The sequence below is a fragment of the Polynucleobacter sp. UB-Tiil-W10 genome (assembly GCF_018881605.1).
Lineage (GTDB): Bacteria > Pseudomonadota > Gammaproteobacteria > Burkholderiales > Burkholderiaceae > Polynucleobacter.
Genome location: NZ_JACVPZ010000001.1, coordinates 2,015,762 through 2,037,844, shown reverse-complemented (window position 1 = coordinate 2,037,844; position 22,083 = coordinate 2,015,762). Strand labels below are relative to the sequence as shown.

Here is a 22,083-nt window from a genome sequence, read left to right as displayed (position 1 = left end):
GGTCATACTCGCGATGACTATAAAGCAGGCGATGGCTATGTAAATGGCTATGACCACGAAGGCTACAACCATGATGGCAAAGATAGAGAATCTTATGGCCGCGATGGTAAAGACGACTACGGTCATACTCGCGATGACTATAGAGCAGGCGATGGCTATGTAAATGGCTATGACCACGAAGGCTACAACCATGATGGCAAAGATAGAGAATCTTATGGCCGCGATGGTAAAGACGACTACGGTCATACTCGCGATGACTATAAAGCAGGCGATGGCTATGTAAATGGCTATGACCACGAAGGCTACAACCATGATGGCAAAGATAGAGAATCTTATGGCCGCGATGGTAAAGACGACTACGGTCATACTCGCGATGACTATAGAGCAGGCGATGGCTATGTAAATGGCTATGACCACGAAGGCTACAACCATGATGGCAAAGATAGAGAATCTTATGGCCGCGATGGTAAAGACGACTACGGTCATACTCGCGATGACTATAAAGCAGGCGATGGCTATGTAAATGGCTATGACCACGAAGGCTACAACCATGATGGCAAAGATAGAGAATCTTATGGCCGCGATGGTAAAGACGACTACGGTCATACTCGCGATGACTATAAAGATACAGGCTATGCTAAAGATGGTTATGACCATGAAGGTTATGATCGTTACAACCTAGATAAGCGCGGCAATTTCCGTGACGATTACAAAAATGGTTACGATAATAAAGGCTATGATCATGATGGCTATGATCATGATGGCAAGGACCAGTTTGGTCACACCAAATCCGAGTACAAACTTACTGGTTATGTAAATGGGTATGACCATGAAGGCTATAACCAAGATGGTTTTGATAAAAATGGTTATAACCGTGATGGCTTAGATAAGGCCGGCCATGAAAATACTCATGCCGTTACTGTCTCGCTCCAGCACCAAAATACTATTGTTGATGATGGGGATCTCAAGTACACCCTGAACGTACATACAGGTTCTAGCGTTAGCTCTGATTTACTGCACAGTGTGTACGCTAAGGTTCTTATTGAGACTGATATTGGCCAGACCCATACTGAAACATATAAGTATGTTTCACTTGGCGCATCTTCCTCTAACGAGGGCGGCGTTACAGTTTCAGGAGCTGGAGCAGACAAGCATATTACATTCACTGCATTAAGTGTAGACGAGGCGCATGGAGAAACTGTCACTATTAAAGTCGAATCATTGGTGCACCTCAAGTCTGGTGATTCTGCTGATGTGATGACTGGTGGAAATTTTGAAGACTTAACTGTCGCTAAAAATGCAAGTCTTTATAGTGCGTTCCAGGTTGATAAGATGGACGGTGCCGATCAAGTTCACGTTGTAAGTGATGGAAACGTTTCTGATGAAATTAAGAGTTGGGGCGATCTCCATAAAGCTGTGAACTCTTCTGATCATACATATTCGTATACCGTAACGCATGATATGGAGCAATCTGGCTATCAACTTCATTTCTCTGATAACTTTAATTTCTCAGAGAATGATGCATTGAAAGGCACCATCTATATTGATGCTAATGGCACGTCACATTCTGAATTTACTCTTGGTCATGGTGATGGTAAGTTGCAACAATACAATGTGGCAACAATTGATTCTCAGTCAATTGATGGCAAGCACGTAGATGCAACTGCAATGGATTTAATGAGTCAGCAATCCAATAATGGTGGGTCCAAGGTTAGCTGGACTGATGCTCTAGAAATCAACACTGGCGGCAATGGGCTTGTTAGCGATTCAGCGCAAACAGGTGATAATCATTGGGTCTATTCTGTGCAAAATGGACATGCTACCCCTGCAAGTGGCGATAGTCATACGCTGAATATCACTGCTGATGCTGGTAAGATTGCATCAGTCGAGATTCATTCAGCCGATGGAAAACAGGTATTTACTGTTGACCATGTTGATAAGATCCACTGGAGTTAATTTGTAAACCAACCTAGTTTTAGTAAAAAATTAGGTATTGATGATCGCCATAAGCTTGGGTTTATGGCGATTTTCTTTTACCTGCATGGTGCATATTTACTAAAGACTACTTGGGACGTGAATATGCTATTTACTTCTTCGTAAACGTAAAGCTGCCATCCCAGTCATCACCTGGCGGGTTATCTTTCAGAATCTCGATACGCTCTAGATAGAGTTCATAAAGCACTTCACCTGTTGTTTTGTGGTCTCTCATGAGAACCTCTAGTTGTGATTTGGAGCTTTCCCACTCTTGATTGCGGTAAGCGGCCAACGCTTTTTCAAAGAGGGTTAGGGCAGTCAGGATTTCTGGTGAGACTTGTCCCTCAAAACCTAATGGCTCATAGATAGTGACGGCAATATCTTTACCTTTCACCTTTACTTTATCGAGTTCACGCGCAATCAGGTCAGGAAGATCCTTGCGGGTATCGGGACCAATAATGATGGCCACACCATATTCTTTAGTAATACCCTCTATACGTGAGCCTAGATTCACTGCGTCGCCCATAACGGTATAAGCAAGACGAATTTCTGAGCCCATATTGCCCACGCTCATACGGCCGGTATTCACACCAATACCAACCTTAATCGGTGGCCAATTACGTTTAGCAAAATCATCGTTGATTTCTTCAATGGCATTCACCATGGCAAACGCTGAGATGACGCCATTTCTGGCATGGTTTTCATCTCGTAGTGGTGCACCCCAAAATGCCATGATGCAATCACCCATGTATTTATCAATGGTGCCGCGGTTGTTATAAATGATGCGCGTAAAAGGGGTCAAGAAGGCGTTGATAAATTCAGACAGGGTCTTTGCATCGAGTGCTTCAGAAATAGTAGTAAAGCCACGGACATCACTAAAGAGCACCGTCATGGCACGGCTTTCACCTTCCATGCTGAAGTTGGCTGGATTTTTAGCCATCTCATCCACTAGGTCAGGCGGAACATATTGCCCAAATAATCCCGTGATCAAGCGCTTGCTGCGAGACTCGATGAAATAACCAAAACCAATATTCCATAAATAGACTAAGAGCAGTACACCTAAGACACTAGCAAGGGGTAGAACAATGCCTTTGTTGTAACTAATGAGATTAAGGCCAATCATGCTAGCAATCGATACGCCAGCCAAGATGGAGCCACGCAGAGGGCTGAGCCAAGGAAGCACCAGCGCAAAGACGAGACCCAAAATAGCCACTAAAGCAAAGTTAGCGGTGTATGTCCAAAAAGGCGCTTGTTTAATCGTGCCATCCAAAATGCCAGCAATGAGATTAGCGTGGATTTCTACTCCAGGATAGGCTTTGCCAACTGGCGTTGCTCTTAAGTCTAGTAAGCCAGGCGCAGTAGTACCGACCAGCACAATCTTGCCTTCAAGTTTTTCTTTAGGAACCTTCTTGTTCATCACATCGCTTGCAGAGATGTATTCAAAACTCTTATATGGCCCGCGATAAGGAATGAAGCTGGTGAGGTTTTCATCTACGGGCAGGAGTGAGCCACCAACGTCTAAATACTCCAATGATCCAAAGCTTGGATTGGTAGGATCTGCAATGACACCTCCCAGGGGTAGGCCGCCCAATAAAGTACGTGCACTCGCTAGGGATAGGGATTCATAATACTTACCGTCATAAGCAATCAGCATTGGCATACGACGAATGATGCCGTCATGATCGATCGAGGGATTAACGTGACCGCCATCAGCAGCGCTGTCTTGAAGTAGTGCTAGGTTGCCGGTATAGCCTTGTCTCACTGTAGGGTCAACGAGACCCAAAGGCAATTCATCAGTAGTGAATGCAGCAGGTGGTAGAACCCCTTTCTTTTGCTGGTCACCAGGGGTGAGGAAGCTAAAGCCTAAGACAGTAGGGCGCTCTTTAAGACTCTTGGCAAATTGAGAGTCCAGATCTAGCGAGGGCTTAATCTTCGCAAAGCGCTCCTGAAATACCGCATCACTTTTAAAGTCTTCGCGGGCAAGCTTTTCAATCGTGCGGATACCTGAAGATTCATCACGCTCTGAAAAAATGACGTCAAAGCCCATCATATTGACGTTGTAGTCATCAAATAGGCGATTAGTGAGTAAGGCCAAGCGATCTCTGGGCCATGGCCAGCGTCCTTCGCCACCAGATTCACGCTCCTGCAGGCTCTTTTCATCGATATCGATAATGACAATGCGGGGATCAACTCCTCCAGGAGCAGTGAGTCGTAGGCGAGCATCGTAAATAATCCCGTCTAAGCGCTCCACGAAAGGGATTTCAAACCAATTGCCTGCTTGACCCACAAAAATCAGGGTAATAAAGAGTCCTGCCAAGGTGCGAATGGCGCGTCCTTTGGTAAAGGAGAATTTTTTCAAGAGTTTTTGCATAGTGGGACTTTTAGTAATAAAGGCGGCCAAATCAAGCTATTGGGGCTAAAAAGCTTCTCAGAATCTTAACATTTACAGATTTCATGATAAATCTGAAGATGTCAGATAATAAGGGGATGCATGGGGCGGGAATCAGCTTGGTAAGGGGTTTCTCGGCCGTAAACGAGAGTAAATGAATGTCATTAATTTGCAAAGTCAATATATCCCCCGGGGTATTTATGGTGGATATAGCCGCTGCAAATCTGCGCGTGCTTTGCGGTTGTCCGCCCGACTGTGTCAAACACCTGATTAAAGCGGGTGTCATTCATTCAGTTGAGACCAATGGGGTAGTTCACGAAACGGGACCCAATGCCATTCTCTTATCGGATTTCATTTTGCAAAAGGAGAGTTTTGCCAATATGGCAGAGTTCCCCGTTTTGCAAATGCTGTATCGCCAGGGCATGCTCATTCCAGGTCATCCCAATAACACCGGCATTAAACCTTTATTGATTGGCAACCAGCAGCAAATTGATGCTCAGTTAAATTATATTTATCGCGGTAACTATGGTTTGATCTCCCCAGAGGAAATGCTTGAAGCTGGAGCCAGGCCCGAAGATGTAGATGAACTCATGAGTATTAAGCTCAAGTTTGCATTTGGCCGTATTTCAGATAGTAAAGAGTTCTTGGATACCTTGATCGTTCATCAAGGACCTCAAAATATTCGCAATGGTGTCACGATTGAGCGCCTTTTTAACAATCTCTTCGAATTTCAGTATCAGGGCGAAAGGGTTCAGGTTAATCTGAATTTAAAGGAGGGTGAGAAATATCTTCCACCAGTCTCCCTTGAGAGTCATGCTATTGATTTAGCGGATTTTGCGGTTATCCATAGCGGCGAGGGCGATGGTTGGGACATCCATCGCACAGCGATGTCTTCTATCATCGTGTATCAAGGTCAAATTTACTTGATCGATGCAGGCCCATCGGTGATGAGTGTCCTGCGTGCTTTAGGTATAGGTCTGAATGAAATCGCAGGATTGTTTCATACGCACTCTCATGACGATCATTTTGCGGGCTTGCCAGATCTCATTCGCAGCGATAGGCGACTGAAATACTATGCCACTCCATTGGTAAAGGCATCAGTCATTAAAAAGCTTTGTGCGTTGATGTCGATAGATGAATCCGAATTGAATCATTATTTGGATTTTCAGGATCTGAAAACTAATGCGTGGAACGATATCAACGGCCTCGAGGTTAAGCCTGTGATTTCTCCGCATCCTGTTGAGACAACCATTTTCCAATTCAGAACACTGACCTCATCAGGCCTCAAAAGTTATACGCATCTTGCTGACATTGCTTCCTTAGAATTGATTGACGAGTTAATTGACAAAAAAGAGGGGACATCGAACTTCTCCTTATGTCAGGAAGCAAAATCTGCTTATTTAGAAGCTGCGGATATCAAAAAGATTGATATCGGCGGCGGCTTAATCCATGGCGTTGCAACAGACTTTAGTGCAGACCAGTCAGCCAAGATGATTCTTGCGCATACTGCTTTACCACTTACGCCAGAAGAAAAGTGCATTGGTGAAAACGTGCTATTTGCGTCTGTAGATGTGCTGGTGCCAGCCCAAAAAAATTATGAGCTTGCACTGGCAACGCAGTATTTGGTGGAGTTATATCCTCAACTCGCATCACAGGATCTTGAGCGCTTATTGAGCAATCCCATCGTCCGTTTTAGTCCAAAAGAGTGCATGTTGCCTATTGGAATCGAGCAAGAGTCAATTTATCTGATTTTGCGGGGATACGTTGAGCTGAGCGATGATCAGGATAAGATTAAAGCTACGTTCTCAGCTGGAACAGTTGCTGGTGAGCTAGCAGCTTTACTCAATAAATCCGCCTTTTACAATCACATTGCCACGTCTTATGTATCTGCCTTAAAGATTCCTGCAAAGCTATACCGCGAGATCGTAGATAAAAATAATCTGTACCCCGACATTTTTGATACGCAAGAGAAGCGCTTATTTTTATTATCCAGCTGGTTATTTGAAGATGGTATTTCTTACGCCACATTAAATCACTTGGTCAATTCACTCGAACGTGTTGAGCTGGATAGGGGTAGTCGACTGGACTTAGCAAAACGGCAATCCATTTATTTGGTTCAAAAGGGTGCGGTAGATATATATAGCGGCTCACATTTTCTAAAGACTGTCGGTCCACATCAGTTTTTTGGTGAAGAATCTATTTTTACTGAGGGGTCAGCTGATCATGCGTTGATGGGTCAAGATACAACTTGTTATCGCTTGGACGCATCCTGTTTGGCCCAGATACCTGTCTGCCGATGGAAATTACTCCAAATACTTCGAAGAGATAGTGCTATTTAATAGATTAATTACAAATATAACGATTTAGTCGGGCAATATTCTGAGATAATGGTTATGAAATCTAAAATATTATTTAAAGAAGTTGTCATGCCTTTTTCAGTAGTTTCTTATTTGCAACATTCGATCAGAAGTGTCTGCCTCTATTTTTGTCTGATCACTTTTCTTTACCCAGCTATTGCTAGCGCTAAATGCCTTGGCGATCTAAATGCTAAGCAAACGTATTCTGTATATGTAGTTCCACAGTATTCATCCAAAGAAATTTATACGGTATGGGCACCTTTTTTAGAAAAGGTGGGTGTAGAGACTAAACAATGTTTTAACTTAGTCATCCCGAGTACTATTCCTGAATTTGAACGGGCGGTTCTTTCTGGTGCAGCGGATTATGCTTACATGAATCCCTATCATGAAGTCATTGCATATCATGCCAAAAAATACACCCCCCTTGTAGCCGATGGCAGCAATATGCTCTCAGGTGTTTTGGTAGTTAAGTCAGATAGCCCTATAAAAACGTTGAACGATTTACGCAATGCAACGATCGCCTTTCCTGCCCCTAATTCTTTTGGCGCCTCACTGCTGATTCGTGCAACCCTTGCAAAGGCAGGTATCCCATTTCGTGCAGAGTATGCAAAATCCCATTCCAACGTCTATAGAGCGGTGATCTTTGGAGAGTTTCAGGCGGGCGGAGGGATACAGTCGACTCTGCAGCGTGAGCGTCCAGAGGTAAAAGAGCATTTACGTGTTCTTTACACTACTGGCGCCTTCCGATCTCATCCGATTGCTGTAAATCCTCGTGTGCCGACACCTGAGGTAACAGCCTTTACAAATGAGGTCTTGAAATTAAAAAATGATCCTTCTGGTTCCAAATTATTGGAGGGGATTCAGATGCCTGATCCAGTCAAAGTGACATACCAAAAGGACTATAAAGAATTAGAGTCCCTTGGACTAGGCAAATTTGTGGTGATTGATGCGAATTGATCGTCGCCAAAGTATTGCCAAATCGACCTTAAGAAAGGCTATCTATACGATAGCTGGAGTTGTCTTGTTGATTATGCTGCTTTCCAGCGTTTGGACTTATTACAGCATTAGTCAAATTCTGAACATCTCCTTGGAGCGTCGCAATGTGGCTTTAACCAAGGGTATAGGCATTTCGGTGAGTAGCCCTATCATCACGCATGACTATGCTGAGATGGAGTCCACGATTCGTCAAGTGATGCTCAATCAAGGCATCCTTTCGATACTAATCACCAATAACGACGGAACTCCATTGATGTACTTGATGCGTCAAGACATCAATAGTGAGCCTGCAATTATTTTTGATCAATCGGCTATCCAAGTACCCAAGGAGGCTTTAGATGCCTCTCAAGTCATTAAAGAAAATAATATTTCTTATATTTGGTCCCCAATCGTTGCGGGCATGCCCATTGGATGGGTGCGAATGTCGACCTCCAGCGCTATATCCGATCAGATTTTAAATGCACTGCGCAGAAATATTGTTTTGAGTGTTGCCGGCTTATTTCTAGCAATCATTACTATTCTGGTCTTTATGATTCGGTATTTCTTTAAGGACATTCATCAACACGAAATCGAGCTGATTAATACCAATAAAACCCTTGAAGAAGTTGCCAGTATGGATGCCCTTACTGGCTTGCCTAACCGACTCACCTTAAATCAGCGCGTGATGGCAGCTATGACCCAGTGCGTTGATCAGGGGGGAATTCTGGCTGTTTGCTTTTTGGATCTAGACGGCTTTAAAGGCGTCAATGACACCTTAGGGCATCATGCCGGCGACCAATTACTCATTGAAGTTGCAAAACGTCTGCGATCTGTGGTCCGCGAAGAAGACTCTGTGATTCGCGTTGGGGGTGATGAATTTGTATTGCTATTGGGCGGTCTGGTAACACAACAAAAGAGCAAGTATTCGCTCAACAGAATCATTAAAGCAGTCTCAAAAATTTACGTGATTAATCGCGAGCGTGTGGAAATTTCCGCCAGTTTGGGAGTGACTTTCTACCCCTTCGATAATGGATCGCCAGAGCAACTTTTAGAGCATGCAGACCAAGCAATGTATGGCGCCAAGAGAAATGGCAAGAACCAATGGTACTTTTATCAAAGCATACAAAAAGATTTATTTGAAGGTTAAATCAATTCAAAGCAGCACTTGTTTATGGGGTTTCGCTTTTTGAGTTCAATTACTTATCCAAAGATTTTTAAGTTATCTTGGCTAACAAGATCAAGGGTGCTTCTTTATAGCTGCATCCCCTTAGCGCTCTTTTTAGCCCTGCTTGGGATGCTAATTTACTATGCTGACTTCCATAACCCAGCTATGGGTTGGCTATTCATGGATTTTCGAGCAGCCTGGAGTGCTTCTTATTTAGCTGAAATAGGGCGAGCACAGGATGCGTATTCTCCTGCAACGCTCAATTCCGTAAGCTGGGTTTTGGAACCCTTCGCAAGGTACATCGACACCGCAAAATATGATTCAGGAAATATTGCTGCTTTTATCTATTGGTTATATCCCCCAACTTATTTACTAATTCTATTTCCTATTGCCTATTTACCATGGGTATATTCATTGGTTTTTTATTTAGGAACCACGCTGACGCTATACCTTTTCGCGCTTTGGAAACAGATTGCCGATCCGGTGATTATCGCCGCGCTTTTAGCCTTTCCAGCTGTTTGGCTAAATATTAGATATGGGCAAAACGGATTCTTAGTGGCAGGTCTACTTGGATTTGGTTTGCTATTCCTAAAAGATCATCCAAAGATCGCAGGAATTTTCATTGGAATTCTGTGCATTAAACCGCATCTAGCGTTAATAATCCCTATTGCTCTGATCGCGATGAATGCATGGTCTACTATTACAGTAGCTGCCTTTGTTGCTCTGACTCTTTCTTTTGCCAGTCTATTAATGTTTGGGGAGTCCTCCTGGGAGGGTTGGTTTAATAGCTTAAGTATCGCCAGAAGTATATTGGAGAACCGTCCATTACACTGGATGTATTCACCCTCTGTTTATGCTTCGATCAGATTGGTGGGGGGCTCAATTGTGCTTGCTTATATTGGTCAACTATTATGTACATTACTTGTTATGCTGGTCGTATGGCGCATTTGGAAAAACTCCAGCTCTTGGCCCATTAAACAGGGAGTCGTTGCCCTTGCATGCTTATTGTGCAGCCCTTATGTCTATGATTATGACCTTTGTTTGGCTGGCTTGGCTATTGTTTTCTTTATTAGCGCTTCCAGAGAAAATGGATGGCTTGACGGAGAAAAAATCGTGCTTGTAGCAGTTTGGCTTTTACCGCTAATAATGATTCCAACGGCTGCGTATACTTCAATTCAAATTGGACCGTTAATTTTATTGCCCATGCTACTGATGTTCTACCGTAAGAGTAAGCAATCTATTGACTTATGTGGTTCAAGTTTTCCAATCCAAGAATAGATCGCTATGTTTGATAATCAAAAAGTCATCGTCATCATGCCCGCATACAACGCAGAAAAGACCTTGCGAAAAACCTATGCTGAAATTCCAAGTGAATTGGTGGATGAAATAATTCTTGTTGATGATGCAAGTACTGACAACACTGTAAGTCTGGCAAAGAGCCTAGGCATTACTGTATTTCAACATCAACATAATCTTGGGTATGGCGGTAATCAAAAGACATGTTATCAAGAAGCCCTCAAGCGAGGGGGCGACATCATTGTGATGCTTCACCCCGATTATCAGTATTCGCCTAAATTATTGGCTGCAATGGTTGCTATGATTGACTCAGGCCATTACGACGCAGTACTGGCTTCGCGTATTTTGGGGAAGGGTGCATTAGTGGGCGGTATGCCTCTCTACAAATACGTGTCAAATAGGGTTTTAACGGGGATTGAAAATATTTTGCTGGGAAGTAAGTTGAGTGAGTTTCATACCGGTTATCGTGTATGGACTAAGGAGTTACTTGAAAGATTGCCTTTGCAGGTTTGTTCAAATGATTTTGTCTTTGACAATCAAATGCTGGCTCAAGCTCTGTACGCTAATTTTCGAATTGGTGAGATATCTTGCCCAACCCGTTATTTTGAAGAGTCATCATCCATCAATTTTCGGCGCAGTGTGCAGTATGGATTCGGCGTACTGGGAACTGCGGTATTGTTCCGCCTCAATCGATGGGGTATCTTGCACTCAAAATTATTTAAAAACATTCAGTCTCGCACCCAAGATTTGGTAGTTTAAAAATTTCAATTTGAATCAGTAAACATCAATAACTGGGTAGGACTTTCGATGCTCAAAAGAGCTCCTTACTTACTATATTTCTTTATAGCATTCATCACGATCATGGTGATGAGGCCTGCATTTTTCTCTTATGTTCTTCAGGGCGAGCTAGTTAATCCCGATAGCTATATGCGTTTAGTGCGCATTCAGGAGGCGTTTGATCACCATGAGTGGTTTACTAGCATGGTTTCTCGGAATGAATCAGGCTCTGGCACGCTAATTTATTGGTCCCACTTGGTCGATGCATTCATACTTGCGCTTTCCTTGCCTCTGAAATTTTTGATTGGATGTCAAAAGGCGCTCTTTTGGGCTGCCGCTTTGTATGGTCCAGTTTGTGTGGGTCTCTTAGGGGCATTTAGTGCCTGGGCAATCAAGCCTCTGGTAAGCAGAGCATGGCTATGGATTGTGCCTCTTGGCATTGCCTTGTCTCCAAGCATAATTAATTACGGGCATATTGGCATTGCTACTCATCATCTGACGATATTGTTATTTACGGTAATTGCTTGGGGCTTTGTTGGTAGGGCTTATTTGCAAGAATGCCCCTTGTATGCATGGGGTGCAGGCATTGCCTCTGGCCTAGCAATATGGGTTAGTCCTGAAGCCACTCCATTTTGTTTAATGGGTTTTGGAACATTTGTGATTGCCAGCATCTGTCAACCGAGTAATGCTTTAGTGCGATCGATGAAATTCTATGGTGCAGGATTTATAGGGCTGATTACTGTCGCCTTATTTCTTGATCCGCCTTATCAAGGGATGCTCTCTGCGCAATTAGACAGAATTTCTTTTACTTTTTTAATTCTTGCCGCTCTTATATACGCTTATGCATTTATTCCATATATCCTTTTGAGGCTTCAAGCCCCCCTTGGAAAAAGGGTCGTGTGGATGTGTGCAGGAGCTTTATTTGGAATGTCAATCTGGCTTAGCTTATTCCCAGCATATTTGCATGGTTTAAGCGGGCTTATGACGCCAGAGCAGGCAAAAGAATTCTTTATCACGACTGAAATGGCGCCGATTGCCAATTTTATTGACTTGATGACCTATGGATTTGCCGGGATCGCAAGCGTGGCAGTCTTATGTGCCCTTAGTTTTCGTCAGAAGAATTCTCCTTATCCATATTTGCTCTGGTATGTGTCGATTTGTTCGGCCTTGTGCACATTATTGGCATTCATGCATATCCGTTTTGCTATGTATTCTTCGGCAATCTCCATGATAACCATGGCTTGTGTATTGAGTTTGTTTACACGCGCCCCAACACAAAAATGGGATCGAACTATTAGGCTTGCAGCCCTTCTATGCTTTTTGATTCTTCCAAATTTGGTTGGAGATGTTGATGCTGCCTTTAGTTTGGGTGTTCAGTCATCCACAGAGAGGAGAGAGAAGGATGTCCAGAGATCATGCAGGCTTGAAGATGCTCGCATGCTGTTGTATTCAATCCCTGGCCGAACGGTCCTGGCTGATGTCAATATAGGACCTGCTTTGCTATATAAGACCGATATCAATATTGTTGGCGCGTTTTATCATGCTGGCATTAAGGGTTATATGAAGCAGAAAGCTGCTTGGGGCGCCTCTGACAGCGTTGCTAAACCCTCAGAGATAGTGGCAAGTGGGGCTGACTATATTTTGATATGCCCCGAACCGCCAATACGAAAAAACCATCCTTCAGAAAAAGAGCAAACCCATCCAACCCTTTTGGAGCGATTAAGCACTGGGGAAGTTCCTTCTTGGCTGAGTGTAGTTCCTCATTCAGTAGGAACTGATTGGGTTTTATATCAAATCAGATGAGCCTAGTATGACCGGCTTGAGGCTGACTACAACCCCCTGAGAAACCCCTATTTTTGTACCTACTAGTAGCTCGAACCAATTTTGCTTCGCTTCTGTATTCGAGTGGTACTAGTGATGAGTGCTAGTAGTTTTTGGAATAGTGGTTTGGGGGCTGAAAACTGCACTAAATTCCTTAACTGCATGGCTGGAAGTGTATTTATAAAATAGTCAATAAATACAATGACTTACAAATTTATAGATCAACAGTAATAGGGTATACCATATTACTTAAGTTATAGATATTTTTGAGGATGAAAAAAATAGTATCTAAGTACTAATTGTATTAGTTGGTATCTTCTAGAAACACCATCAAAGAAAACAGAATTTATCTACTAGAAAATTCAGTAGACCACTACCTCTTCATTAGTAGCCAATTTCAATACGATTAAGTCATGAAAACGACTCGTCAACCTGCTTCTGATACTCAGCGCCGTAAGGCAGCTAGAGTTCGGTCGCAATTGCCTGTGGTTGTGGGCGATAAGAATGGATTTACACATGATATCAGCGCTACCGGAGTTTTATTTGAGCTAGATCAAAAACACGAGCTTGGTTCTTTAATTAACTTTTGGGTTGAGCTTGATACCCCAGGAGGTAAGTTGAAGTTGGTTTGTGAGGCAACAGTAGCAAGGGTAGAAGAGAGTGATGGAAAAGTCAAAATTGCTGCGCACATTTTGAATCAAGAAATTAAACCGCTAAATAACAATTAATCATCGGATGACATACATGAACAGACTATTTAACTCAATTAAGGCTCGACTCCTTAAGTTCATTTGGGATGAATGTGGCTCAATCCTGGGAATCTTTGCGATCATAGGGCCTACAGCGGTACTGATTACTCTTGGGGCTACAGATTTCACCAAGTACCAGATTACTCAGAATCAAGTTGTTAGTCAAATGTTGGCGATTGGTAATTTCATTAACTCAAATGTATCATCCAGTACCGCCGCTCCCGCTTGTGCCAATGGAAATGCGCCGGATTCATGTGCATCCCAACTAAATTCGTGGGTATCCACCTTGCAAGCCAGCACTCCTTCGGTACTTCCTACTAAGCTCGCTGGCTTTACTTATAGCGTTCGTCCTGTTGTGTATTGCAGTGGCGGAACAATCGTGATTCCTACAAATTCAAACACGAGCGCCTCCTGTCCATCAGGTAATACCGCCTCTAGCGGTTACCAAACCAATATCAATGGATCTATCAAGGCATATGTATTGGGTTATTTCTTCAGCGGCTCCCAAAATCTTACTCTTGCTAAAACAGTTGTTACGATCACTGCAGGCGTTACTGGTGAAAGCGGTACCAAAACATGTGCAGGCGTTATGATGAACGATACCGTGGCATCCAAGATTTATGACAGGGTTAATAATAAGTATTTAGATAATCGATCTGTCCGCCTCAAATTTTACGACGGCTCTTCAAATGTCTACACCAATCAAAATGGCGATTCTGTTTCGGAGCAATATCAATTGGCTTTTACTGACTGGAATACTGATACAGTAAAGAGTCACAAGTACAGCGAGTTAAGTAATAACTTTGGTTCAGACCGCTGGTCATCTTATGGAAGCAGCAGTCACTACCATGACAATAATCAGATTGGCTATCAATTGTCGATGAATAAAGACTCTAATTATGTTCAGTCCAAAACCATTACCGATCCCATTTCCGGCCATACAAAAAGAATGGATGAGTGGAACGCAGTCTTAATGGAGAATTTACAAAATCAAGTAGGCACTACTTGCATGATGACTGTATTTAAGAAGAATGACACGCAAAAGGGTTACGACTATTACACAATGCCAGTAACTATTTCAAATATCTGCCGTTTTTCAGAGTGGGATGGAACAAAGCACGCCTCTTGGAATAGGGATCACACAGCCTTAGATTCTAATTGCGGAAATTTGGGCACCAATCCTTCCTATTTAGCTATTTCCGTAGATATTTTGCCTGGCGTACAGTCCGATGGCATAACACCTCGTGCATCCGCAGGAGATAGTCAGGGTCCGGTAAGAGGGGCAGGATGGGCGCTTTCTGACAAGAGACCTACTAACGGTGGCCTTGCGGCTGCTGGCGCCTATAAAGGCAACGAACACGTTGCCCTTCACTAACGCTATTTTTTAATTGAGTGATGTTGGCTTTGATTAAAAGGGGGGTAACCCCCCTTTTTTTTATTCTTCTTTTGTCTTTGACTGCTTGTAGTAAGTCTTCATTGCCCGAGTATTGGCTTTGCAAAGGAGAAAGTTCACAAACCCTTCTCTCGGGCCAACAGATGGTGTTAGAGGGTTATCACGGCAAGAAACCGTTGCTGCTAGAGCGCTTTAATGGGGTCGTAGCGCAGTACATGTCCAGTGCGTTTACTGGGCTCTATCAAGAGTGCTCCAATAACGAACAGCAACTCACTTTTAGAGTGGGCTCATGCGATATGAGTGTTGGTGTTGGGGTGCCTGCAAGGGGTTTACTCGATAAACTGACTGGAAAGCTTGTCTTATCAGAGACTCAAAACCACGCTCGAGGATCATTGGTGAACGAGGGTTATTATCAATGTGAGTATTTGGGTAATAGCTATCCCCCTTCTATTTTTTATAAGTCTGAATGAAGCGCATGAGTCAGCCAACATCGTCGGGTCTAACACTCATTAAAAATTGGGCGCCATTACTATTGTTAGAGGCTGCATTGGTGTTCGCTTGGTCTGCCATGAATGGATCTTACGAAGGACTTCATATTGGCAGTTGGCAAATCATTGAGTGGCTCATTAATTATCAGAGTGGTTTTGTGCGTAGAGGGCTAGGTGGGGAGCTTATATTTTCCTTGTCGAATGGCGCCAGCCTACTTAAAACCTTATATCACTCAACACTCTTTTTCTATTGCAGCTATTGCGTGATTTTTGTGGCGATTTACTGTTTTGCAAAAATTCGGCAACCTAAAGTTCTGTTGATTGCATTGCTAGTGCCTGGTGGCCTTTTTCAGATGGGCATTACCATCCAATTCTTCACGCGCAAAGAAATTCTCTTCTTGATTCTCTTTGGCTGCTTGTGCCTAGAATATCTTTGGATAAGACGAGCCACTCTGCGATCCCGACAGTTCGGCTTATCACTCTTTTATGTAACTGCTATTGTTGGTGGTGTACTCATGACCTTGGTGCATGAAGGTTACCTATTTATGGCCTATCCATTAACGCTCTTATTCTTGTGGATCAATTTCAAGGAGAATACAGCTAGTTGGATTGCGCGGATAGGTCTAGTGAGTTATACATTGATCATTCCAATCGTCTTTTTGATTTGTGCCAAATACCATGGCAATGCAGATGCCGTGCAACTCATTTGGGATTCGCTGCCGTTAGCGGATCGTTTAGAACTATCTCCCGCTGCACCCTATACAGCGTTTGGGCCGATAGCATCGCTCGGGTGGGGGTTTCAACAAAACCTGCTCACCATCTATGGAGTATTTGCCACGGGTGGCTGGAAATATTGGCTGATATTTATTGTGGGAAATTTTTTCACACTGGCTTATTTATTTACGCAGTTAAGCACTCACTTGCAGCAAGTCGCCAATTCTGTCCAAATCAATAAGAAATATTTATCCCTTTTATTTTTTGGCGTTTTCATTTCATCAGGCATGTTTATCATTGCTGCCGATTGGGGTAGATGGATTGCCTACATCACCAATAGCCTGATTTTATTTGCCTTCGTAATGACCCAATCAGATTACATTATTGGCAATGTGAGTGTGCATCACAGTCAAAATCGCATTCTTCAACAATTTACCAATCTCAGCTTTAAATCTTGGTTTTTTATTCTGATTCTGTTGTATTGCCTGCTTTTTAAGTTGCCCGAGTGCTGTATCCATCCCAGTTTCGTTTTCATGCCTTATCAACACTATTTCAGATTGCTAATGTAGTTTGTTGTTAGTGATAAAGCTTTTCACCTGAATGAGCTCAAACCCTCCAGTAGTTTTCTCAGTAGGTTTAGCTTGATGAATAGGGCAATCACTGCGATAGCTCAGGCGATTGATTTTGTCAGGCATTGGGTTTAATTGAATGACGGGGTGATTAGAGGGTGAAACTTTCAACTCACGTTCTGCGCCCTGATTAAATTGCACCCAGATAGAGCAGGGCGCTAAGCTGGAAAAACTTAATTCCAATGGCTTGATTGCTTCGGAGGCGCGCCGAGAATCCTGTCTGAGGTACCAAGGACGACGAATTTCAATTTGGCCCTTTTCTGCAACGCTCCACGAGTGAATCTCAGTAGAGGTTTCAGCAGAAGGTTTAAATTGCGATCTTATATTAAGTTGCCATTCGGGAGCGGGAGATACAGGGTGCGCACTAGGTTTTAATTTAAAGGCGATCAAGACCTCGTTCTCAGAAATGATGGGATATGCAAGTTGACGAATTTCGTCAATCAGTGATTTGGCCTTATTCTCGTGGGCATTTTTATGAACCAGTAGCGCAGAGAACCCATAGGATTCTAAAAGAATGATTTGATTCTTTAGGGTTTCTTGTGCAAGGGCGGCTTGCCAAGCAGTATCTTCTCGCCCTTTAATGCTGCCAAAACTGAATCGCAGTTGCTGTGAAAACAGATAAGGGAGTAATTCCTCATAATCCCCCATCTTCTCTATCACAGCATTTTCAGGAAACGCGTGGATGGGTAGTTGAAAGATCATCGCACCAGGCTCCAATGTCTTTTCTAAATTTTCCGTAAATTGTTGAATGGCAATAGGCGACTCAATCGTATCTTCTCGAAGATAGGCGGACTCACTATCGGAAATAGGTACTTGATCCCAAATGGAGAAAGTAACTACAAGTGCTGCAATGAGAATTTTGTAATTATTGTCCTTTAGTTTCGAGAGTAGTTCGCAGAGATAAAGAAGGCCTATCGCCATTAGAAAGATTGAAAATCGATTATTCGATCGAATCATTAAGAAAACATAATGAAGCGATCCTAACAAATAGTTGATCCCCCCCGTAATGCTAAAAGCAAATATACCAAGAGATAACCAAAACCAATGAGTGATTTGGGTATATTTTTTTTCAAATATTTGATAGCTCGAACGTACAGCCAAAATTCCCAATCCACAGGCTGCGGTTATGCCAATGTATGCAAGCTGGCTTTCTGAGGCAAGCAGGGCGGGAATGCTCGCATAATAATTTGTATTCCATCCGCTAAACAATTCCAAAAAGAAGGGGCGATGTCCAGGTGAGTGAATGAGATCGGGCAAGGTGAGGCTGGTGAGAAGTAAGGTCGGAAGCCCCCTAGTCATGGCTTGCGGGTTGATACCTTCTTGCCAATTAAAGAGAAAAAAACTGAGATGAGTAAATATCTCTACTGCTACGAGCAGCCATAAGAGTAAGGCGAACTTTTGAGAACTAGTATCCCTTTTAGCAATATTCGCTATCCAATAGAAGGCAATGAATAGTCCAAATAACGCGGCATAATAAATATTCAGAAGTCCGGCGAAGACAGTACATATGGCGCATAAAATCCAGCCGCCTTTATCAGAGAGATCAATTTTTGAGCGATTGTTAAACCAGGTAATACTGAGTAATAAAAGCGGGATATACCAAATGGTGGCAACAGTTAAGTGACCAATGCCTCTAAAATAAATTGCTGGCGCGAAGGCAAAAATAACGCCTCCCGCAAACCCGAGGTACCGTGCATATTGCAGCTTTTGCGTGACAAAGTAAAAACTCAGACCGCTGAGTATCTGCAGGAACAGTAGATAAAGATTGATGCCTAAAAAAAGTCCAAAAGTATGGGCAAACAGAATGGCAATAGTTTGAGTGAAATCTGTACCTGGAAAATCATTCCAATTAGCGATATAAGGCGCATTGAGAAACTGATTAAAGTTGAACAAAAGATCTGGAGCGGATCCATCTATGCCTGATTTAACCCAGGCCAATGCAATAGGCATGTCACCGTCTCGCCAACTGGGTAAGGGTATGCTGGCTAGATGGGGAATAAAGTCACGTTGACCCCACATCATCAACCAAATGATGGCAATTACCAAGGCAAGTAGCGCATACCAAGTCAGTTGAGTGATGGAACTGCGCAAACTTTTTGGATTCATTTTTATGTATGGGATGATTTAGTGCATAAGCATAGTGGATTGCAAAACCGAATCCTGCTATCTTTAATGCAATTTTGCTTGAATTTTCTCAGTATTGACATATGAACCTCATTAAACCAACTAACCAACTCAATAATGCGATGCCATCCATATTGGCTTTGATGGTGGGGGTAGGGGTTTATTTCTTTTTGGTGGGCAGTACTTCATTCCCATTATTCAATGACCCGGATACGTGGATGCATATTGCTGCAGGTCGATGGATTTATGAGCATCAGTTTGCGCCTCTGAATGACCCCTTTTCGATTTATTTTGCCGGTCAGCCATGGGTAGATCATGAGTGGTTAGCCCAACTGTTGATGTATTTGGTTGATCAAAGCCAAGGTCTCTTTGGCCTAAGGGTGCTGTCTGCAGTTCTATTTGCAATGACTTTAGTAATTCTTTTCAAGTTTTTGCTTGCAAGAGTTCCGCCCATCTATGCATTGTTGTTTGTTTTTATCAGCTATTTCGGCCTGGTCGGACATTTGCTAGTGCGGCCCCATTTATTTACCTGGCCCATTATGGCCTTTTGGTTTTGTAAATTATTTGCTACAACCGAAAATCATCCCTCACGTCCGCCTTATGCTTTGTGTTTATTGATGGCACTTTGGGCGAATCTACACGGAAGTTTTATTCTGGGTTTAGCTTTTCTGCCCTTATTTGCAATAGAGGCTATATCCCAAGAGGGGCAGGCGGGCTGCAAGAAGATTGCTTTGCGCTGGACGGGGTTTACGGTACTGTGTTTAGTCTTTAGTTTTATTACGCCGTATGGATTTGATGGAATTAAGTTAGGGGCTAATTTGGTTTCCTCTGAATACATTGCCCGCATCAAAGAGTGGTCACCTAGTGTGGGTGCTGAACTCTTAGTGGTGGAGTTATGTTGTGCCGGCGTCCTGATGCTAGCTATTTTTGGAAATTTAAAGCTGTCGGTAGCGCGCACAATCATGTTTTTAGGGCTTGCTTATGAAGCTATCGGTCATGCGCGTTACGTCTCTATCTTTGGCCTTTTAATGCCCCTCATTTTTGCTAAACCCTTTGGCTGTCTTTGTGAGGCCAGAGCGAGCGCTTTTCCGCCAGGTCGTTTAGATTCCTACTTCTGCAAGTTATCGGGCTTTATCAGGCCCATACCATTTATAAGCATCATTCTGGTATGTCTAGGGCTTACGATGTTTTTTCAGAGATACGATTCCACTCGCGTCCCCAGTTTTGTTATGCCACAGGCTGCAATTGATGCCGTAGAGTCAAATAAGGTGCACGGGCGAGTCTTCAATTATGCGAATTTTGGTGCATATTTAATATATCGAGGGATTCCCGTATTTGTCGATGGTAGGGCTGATCTTTATGGCAATGCTTACTTACAGGATTACTTTGAATGTGCTTCTGTTCAAAACCCCCAAAAAACTAGAGAGTGTCTTGATCGGAATTATATTGCTTGGACTATCTTTCCGCCCGAGGAGCCCATCAATTTGCTGCTGAGCAACTCCAGCAGCTGGAAAAAGATTTACGAAGATAAGCAGGCCATTATTTATATAAGGACTTAATTGCGATTAATATGTTGCTTAAAAGCAACATATTAATCGGGAAATAAAAGAAGGTAGTAGATAGGAGCCATTTTCTTATAGTATTTATATATTATTCAAAAAGGTAGTTTTGTGGGATGGTTCTAGTATTGCTTAATCAGTAATCTACTCCTGCAGTAGTGATGTATTACTCAACCCAATAAATTAAAGGACTTAATCATGTTGTTTTTATACGTTAAATTTACAAATTTCATCGACCGCTTAGTTAAAGACGAAGATGGCGTTACAGCTATTGAATACGCTTTGATCGCAGCCGCTGTAGTTGCAGGTATTGGCTTGTTGATGAAAACCATCGGCAACAACACCAGCACATACATGGGTAGCGTAGCAACCGCAATCTAATTAGTAGTGAGTGGTTGGTATTGCTTAGCTCCCAGCATCATTCTGCTGGTAGCTTGTCTTGCTGATCTTAGATCGCGAAAAATCCCCAATCAATTAATTTTGGTTGGGGTTTTTCTTGGTCTGGTCATAAATTGCATTATTCCTATTGAGGGGCGTGTGATTTATGGCGTGGAGGGCTTTCTGCTGGGTTTGGGTTTAATGCTTGTCCCATACGTCTTTAAAATGATGGGGGCGGGCGATGTGAAGTTATTTGCCGTTATGGGTCTTTTCTTTGGTTCTTCCCATATTATTATGGTTGGTCTTCACATGATGCTGTGGGGAGGGGTTTTGGCATTGTATTATGTAGTTAAAATGAAAAGAATGAAGCGTTTAGATCCTAATTATAAAAAAATGACCATCCCTTATGCACTGGCGATTACCGCTGGGTCTTTCTCGACCATGTATTTATTAGATTGGAATATCTAAAAAAATGAAATCTAATCTCCAATCGAATCCATTTGTTCTGGCAGTTGGTGGCGCGATTGTTATCGGCATTATTGCAGTGATCGTAGCCACTTTTTGGCTTGGACCCACCCCTGAGCAAAAACAACAAAGTATTACTTTAGTTCAGTCTGTGGTTGATATAGAGGCTGGAACAAAAATTACTGATAAGGAGTTGACAGTCATCCCTTGGACGACCGGTGAACTACCTCCGGGCGCCATTTTCAACATGGGCACGGTTGTCAACCGACTTGCAAAAGTCAAAATTCCTAAAGGTGAGACTGTGCTTGAGTCAATGTTGGTTCCGACTGCAAGCAATGATGATCTTTCAAGCGACATTCCCTTGGGTAAGCGTGCATTTACGATTGCTATCAATGAAGTTACTGGTGTAGGTGGTTTCGCTTCGCCTGGAAATTTTGTCGACGTGATTGTGGGCGTTAAAGATGCTGCTGGTATGCCCATCTCTAAAACAGTCGTTGAGCACGTCAAGGTGCTGGCAGTTGCACAGGCACGCTCAATTACCGACCCAACTCCCAAATTAGGTACGAACGTAACCCTTGAGGTAAGTCCTGAAGAGGCTCAAAAGTTGGATGTTGCGCGCTCTCTAGGCACTCTTTCTCTGGTTTTAAGGAACCGCGCCGATAAGGGTAGCTTTGATGGAGTGGCGGCCAGTAAAAATGATTTGATGTTGAACCCCAATGTTTATAGCGATACAAGTACTGTTGAAATAATCAGGGGTAATTTAACGACGGGATCTAATGGTGTCGATTCTGGCGGAAGCCAATCCGGCGCCATGGGTGGTCAAAGGTAAG

The 22,083-nt window shown here is 43.1% G+C and carries 16 protein-coding genes and 1 pseudogene; 15 read left to right on the top strand and 2 right to left on the bottom strand.

The window, feature by feature from the left end; all coding sequences use genetic code 11:
• Positions 1-1,956 (top strand): annotated as a pseudogene (locus ICN33_RS10365) (hypothetical protein); the annotation flags it as partial.
• Between the two features lie 130 nt (positions 1,957-2,086).
• Here the strand turns inward: ICN33_RS10365 and ICN33_RS10360 are convergent.
• Positions 2,087-4,345 carry a CHASE2 domain-containing protein gene (locus tag ICN33_RS10360; protein WP_216196489.1) on the bottom strand — a complete coding sequence of 753 codons (2,259 nt, stop codon included), beginning with the start codon at positions 4,343-4,345 and terminating at the stop codon, positions 2,087-2,089.
• Between the two features lie 176 nt (positions 4,346-4,521).
• Here ICN33_RS10360 and ICN33_RS10355 point away from each other — a divergent pair, with 176 nt between their 5' ends.
• From ICN33_RS10355 to ICN33_RS10310, 10 genes are all read left to right on the top strand, one after another.
• Positions 4,522-6,702: a cyclic nucleotide-binding domain-containing protein gene (locus tag ICN33_RS10355; RefSeq protein WP_216196488.1), complete on the top strand. Its 2,181-nt coding sequence runs from the start codon at positions 4,522-4,524 to the stop codon at positions 6,700-6,702.
• Between the two features lie 54 nt (positions 6,703-6,756).
• On the top strand, positions 6,757-7,677 hold the full coding sequence (locus ICN33_RS10350; RefSeq protein ID WP_216196487.1) for a phosphate/phosphite/phosphonate ABC transporter substrate-binding protein: 921 nt from the start codon (positions 6,757-6,759) through the stop codon (positions 7,675-7,677).
• The gene (locus ICN33_RS10345) at positions 7,667-8,842 is read left to right on the top strand and encodes a GGDEF domain-containing protein (protein ID WP_216196486.1); all 1,176 of its coding nucleotides are present in this window, start codon (positions 7,667-7,669) and stop codon (positions 8,840-8,842) included. The genes ICN33_RS10350 and ICN33_RS10345 overlap by 11 nt, the downstream gene beginning before the upstream one ends.
• A gap of 39 nt (positions 8,843-8,881) precedes the next feature.
• Entirely contained in the window at positions 8,882-10,138 is a 1,257-nt protein-coding gene (locus tag ICN33_RS10340; RefSeq protein WP_216196485.1) for a glycosyltransferase family 87 protein, read from the top strand.
• A gap of 6 nt (positions 10,139-10,144) precedes the next feature.
• Positions 10,145-10,915: a glycosyltransferase family 2 protein gene (locus tag ICN33_RS10335; protein ID WP_216196484.1), complete on the top strand. Its 771-nt coding sequence runs from the start codon at positions 10,145-10,147 to the stop codon at positions 10,913-10,915.
• Positions 10,916-10,963: 48 nt separating this feature from the next.
• A complete protein-coding gene (locus tag ICN33_RS10330) occupies positions 10,964-12,736 on the top strand; it encodes a hypothetical protein (RefSeq protein WP_216196483.1) in 1,773 nt (590 codons plus the stop codon).
• A 431-nt stretch (positions 12,737-13,167) separates the two neighbouring features.
• Entirely contained in the window at positions 13,168-13,482 is a 315-nt protein-coding gene (locus ICN33_RS10325) for a PilZ domain-containing protein (protein WP_216196482.1), read from the top strand.
• Positions 13,483-13,498: 16 nt separating this feature from the next.
• The gene (locus ICN33_RS10320) at positions 13,499-14,878 is read left to right on the top strand and encodes a hypothetical protein (protein ID WP_216196481.1); all 1,380 of its coding nucleotides are present in this window, start codon (positions 13,499-13,501) and stop codon (positions 14,876-14,878) included.
• Positions 14,879-14,949: 71 nt separating this feature from the next.
• Positions 14,950-15,366: a hypothetical protein gene (locus ICN33_RS10315; protein ID WP_216196480.1), complete on the top strand. Its 417-nt coding sequence runs from the start codon at positions 14,950-14,952 to the stop codon at positions 15,364-15,366.
• A 5-nt stretch (positions 15,367-15,371) separates the two neighbouring features.
• The gene (locus tag ICN33_RS10310) at positions 15,372-16,667 is read left to right on the top strand and encodes a hypothetical protein (RefSeq protein WP_216196479.1); all 1,296 of its coding nucleotides are present in this window, start codon (positions 15,372-15,374) and stop codon (positions 16,665-16,667) included.
• On the opposite strand, the gene ICN33_RS10305 is transcribed toward ICN33_RS10310, so the two are convergent.
• On the bottom strand, positions 16,659-18,833 hold the full coding sequence (locus ICN33_RS10305; RefSeq protein WP_216196478.1) for a YfhO family protein: 2,175 nt from the start codon (positions 18,831-18,833) through the stop codon (positions 16,659-16,661). The two genes, ICN33_RS10310 and ICN33_RS10305, sit on opposite strands and share 9 nt — an antisense overlap.
• Before the next feature lie 101 nt (positions 18,834-18,934).
• On the opposite strand from ICN33_RS10305, the gene ICN33_RS10300 reads away from it, so the two are divergent.
• The 4 genes from ICN33_RS10300 (at position 18,935) to cpaB (ending at position 22,082) form a co-directional block, all read left to right on the top strand.
• Positions 18,935-20,410, top strand: a complete 1,476-nt coding sequence (locus ICN33_RS10300) for a hypothetical protein (RefSeq protein WP_216196477.1) — start codon at positions 18,935-18,937, stop codon at positions 20,408-20,410.
• A gap of 198 nt (positions 20,411-20,608) precedes the next feature.
• A complete protein-coding gene (locus ICN33_RS10295) occupies positions 20,609-20,791 on the top strand; it encodes a Flp family type IVb pilin (RefSeq protein ID WP_216196476.1) in 183 nt (60 codons plus the stop codon).
• Between the two features lie 6 nt (positions 20,792-20,797).
• Positions 20,798-21,256, top strand: coding sequence for a prepilin peptidase (locus ICN33_RS10290; protein ID WP_216196475.1), 459 nt, complete (start codon positions 20,798-20,800; stop codon positions 21,254-21,256).
• A 4-nt stretch (positions 21,257-21,260) separates the two neighbouring features.
• Positions 21,261-22,082 (top strand): Flp pilus assembly protein CpaB, encoded by an 822-nt coding sequence (cpaB, locus tag ICN33_RS10285; RefSeq protein ID WP_216196474.1) that lies wholly within the window; start codon positions 21,261-21,263, stop codon positions 22,080-22,082.
• The last annotated feature ends 1 nt before the right edge of the window (position 22,083 follow it).